This window comes from Marilutibacter maris (genome assembly GCF_006546735.2).
GTDB lineage: Bacteria > Pseudomonadota > Gammaproteobacteria > Xanthomonadales > Xanthomonadaceae > Marilutibacter > Marilutibacter maris.
Window position 1 is genome coordinate 1 of record NZ_VICD02000245.1, and the last position, 2,862, is coordinate 2,862.

General features: G+C 60.2%; 3 protein-coding genes. 1 reads left to right on the forward strand and 2 read right to left on the reverse strand.

Annotated features, from left to right (window positions below):
* Window positions 1-164: 164 nt before the first annotated feature.
* On the reverse strand, window positions 165-1,061 hold the full coding sequence (locus FKV24_RS14415) for a hypothetical protein (protein WP_141482878.1): 897 nt from the start codon (window positions 1,059-1,061) through the stop codon (window positions 165-167).
* A 222-nt stretch (window positions 1,062-1,283) separates the two neighbouring features.
* On the opposite strand from FKV24_RS14415, the gene FKV24_RS14420 reads away from it, so the two are divergent.
* A complete protein-coding gene (locus tag FKV24_RS14420) occupies window positions 1,284-1,481 on the forward strand; it encodes a hypothetical protein (RefSeq protein WP_141482879.1) in 198 nt (65 codons plus the stop codon).
* A gap of 201 nt (window positions 1,482-1,682) precedes the next feature.
* Here the strand turns inward: FKV24_RS14420 and FKV24_RS14425 are convergent.
* On the reverse strand, window positions 1,683-2,862 hold a 1,180-nt coding region (locus FKV24_RS14425; RefSeq protein ID WP_141482880.1), incomplete at its 5' end, for an AlbA family DNA-binding domain-containing protein.

Here is a 2,862-nt window from a genome sequence, read left to right on the forward strand (position 1 = left end):
GTCCAGACCGTCGATGCTCTGATGCTGCTGGATCAGCAATTGGGCCTGGAAGGCCGTCAGGTCGACATTACCCTGGGCATCCGTTGCGACCGCCAAGGCGGCCAGTTCAGCGGCGCGGGAAGGCGGATGAGTCATGACTGCGCTCCTTGCAGAAAGGTGGGGCGTTATCGGAAGTCTGGGTAATCCCGGTGCAGCTGAGCTTCGACCTGGATCGTCAGCGGGTTTGGCTCGGCTTCGGGCAAGTCCTTGATCACGGCCCAGGGGCCGTCGACCAGCAAGTGCCCGGCCTCGAAGGCAGGCAGGTCATCGCGTAGGCGCAGGGCCTGCACGGCCAGCAGCTCAGCCGCGAATACCCGGTCGAAGGTCTTTTCGAACTCGCAGAACTTGTAGCGGCTTCCCGACTTGCTTCGACTGATATGGAACTCGGACGCAGCCTGCATGGCCGACTGGAAAACCGATTCGTCCTTGGTGCGCCAGGTATCCAGCAACTGCTGGTAGGGTTCGATCAGCGGCTCGCGGGGCTGGAAGTCCGTGGTGATGTCGAAGGCCTGTGAGAACAAGCCGATCAGGAACACGTCGTTGGTGCCGTGATTGACCATCCGCGTCGCCGGCGGCCGGTTGACCCTCTGATCCTTCTCGGCCATCTCGATGAAGCGTTCGGCACAGATACGCCCCAGCTCCCACTCGGACAGCATCAGTGGGCCGGCGGCCTTCATGCTGTCCCAGAACTCGCTGGGCCAGTTGCCCAAGTCGGGGCGGCGCTCGCTGAACATGCCTCGATGTCTCAGATCCAGAGCACGTAGGGCCACGGCCCAACGCAGCAGTTGGGCCAGGTCTTCGAGATCCTGCCGCCCATAGGCCGCACAGGCGGCCATGCCGTAGTAGTGCCCCAGATCCGCAACAGGGTTGCCCGGCATCTTGGCAGGTCGCTCCGGCGCATCCAGCCATCCCTGCAGGTCAGCCGAATATTCCGCCGGCCTTTCTGGATTGCCCGGGTGGTCCAACCACTCCTGACATGCTTTGAGGGTCTTCTTCAGCGAGCGGTGATAGGCAAAATCCATTGCGGGGTCATACTCCAGGCCAAGTCCCAATGCCGGTGGTGGCATCGCCGGAGAAGTATGCCGGATTCGATGTCATCGCCAAGTCCAGGCCCGGCAGCCCCTATGGCCGGATAGGTCCGCCTGTCTGCGCTCGCAGCGCAGTGGGGGCGATTGCTATCTTGCTGAACAGGGCAAGTGTCAGCTGACAGGCTCAATCCCACCGCCTGGCAGCGAGCACACCAGATGGCCGCTCTCGTCTTCACCGACCGCACCGCCCTCGTTGGCGAGGGCGAGGAAGTAGGCCACCGTCTCGGCATCAGGATTGAACAGGTCATCATCCAGCAGATCGAGAAAGTAGACACGCTCGACCTCGCTCAGGTCCTCGAACGGGAGGCGGCCTTCACGGGCGGATTGGATTCGTGGTGGTGGTTTCTGCATTGATGCCATGAGGCTTGGTGATTGAGCGCTATAGGCACTGCTCTCAACCAACCAACTGTGGGAGCCGGAGCAGGGTGGGTCAGGGCCGTTCGTCGTGCTAAAAGATGGGCTGCTTTCGACCCTAAGCGAACCTTTCCCTCGACGCCCGTCGGGATAAGTCAAACTGGAACCGTTGTTCGTGGCATCCAAGGGGGGGGAGGGCGGCTACTCCTCTTGGTCGAGATATTCCCTATAGAGCAACGGCATCAAGTCCTCCAAGCCCATTTGTCTAACCTCGCCTTCAATCTTGAGGAGGTGTTCCTTGACGATCGGCGTAGCGATCTCCTTAGCCAGAATCCGAACTCTGAGGATGTAGTCGCCTGGGCCGGTAGGTAGCAGCGCGATGTCGGTCTCTGCCCTGCCGGTTTCTCCTGGGCGGAGCGTGCCAAGAAGGATGTGACATAGCGGCTCGGCTGCGCGCTCATCGATGCTCACCTGCTCCCGAAGTTGGTCTACTAGGCCACGAAACCCACCGCGGTACAGGAAATCCCCCGACCTTGGCTCCTCCGGCAAGTCGTCCGAGCGTAGAATCCGGATACTTTCCCCCTGGAGTGCGGAGCACGACAGTTCGAGCTTGACCTCTCCCAAGGCAAAGTCTGATCGGTTCGCCAAGGACAAGCGGACAAGTACTGTTCGGTTATGGGTTACGTAGTAATCAGCGCCCTCGCGGTAGTAATCGCGATTGACGATTCGCATCGACGGCATGCGCGTCCTGAGTCCATTCCCCATGTCGATCCAGCTTTCTTCCTCATAGTCGGGAAGATCGCCGAACTCCAGAAAGCTCAGCTTGAGATAGGCAGGAAGAGGAGTGTTCCGCTCGGTATCGATGCGTAGATCAACGTGGATGGTCTTCGACGAACCGGCATCGGCCAGCGCCATCTTCGACATCTCGGACATCGATGCCTCGTCGGTCGAACTGCCCCGGCGAACATAGACCGTGTTCTTTTTGAGCTTCCCGTAATCCTTATTGGGTGCGAAGGGTCGAGGTTGCCTGGGAACTGTGATGATCGCGACGTGCTTGCCGTCGAACAGCCGCTCTTCGTACTGGAACTCCAGGAGGGGATCGACCTTACTGCGGACAAATTGCTGGAGAGCCGCGTCGTCGATGTGGCCGCTGGCCGCGATGCCAACCACCTCCGCCGGGTGTGGCATCTGGTCCTTGAAGCCGATCAAGATGTAGCCAGGTCCAGCTCGGTAGGCGTTCGCCATCGCCAAGATGTCCTTGAGCAACTCAGACTTCTGGTGATCGGTCGCTCCGGAGAAGGGATACTGGGCCTGCTTGAAGTCCCGGTCAGCACTCTCGCCCTTGTAGCGCAGTTGTTCCAAGTCTTCGTCGCTGATCATC

What these genes read in the sequence shown, in the direction of transcription:
- FKV24_RS14420 (WP_141482879.1), top strand. Translation starts at nt 1,284, where the DNA reads ATGGCCGCTCTCGTCTTCACCGACCGCACCGCCCTCGTTGGCGAGGGC.
- FKV24_RS14415 (WP_141482878.1), bottom strand. Translation starts at nt 1,061, where the DNA reads ATGGATTTTGCCTATCACCGCTCGCTGAAGAAGACCCTCAAAGCATGT.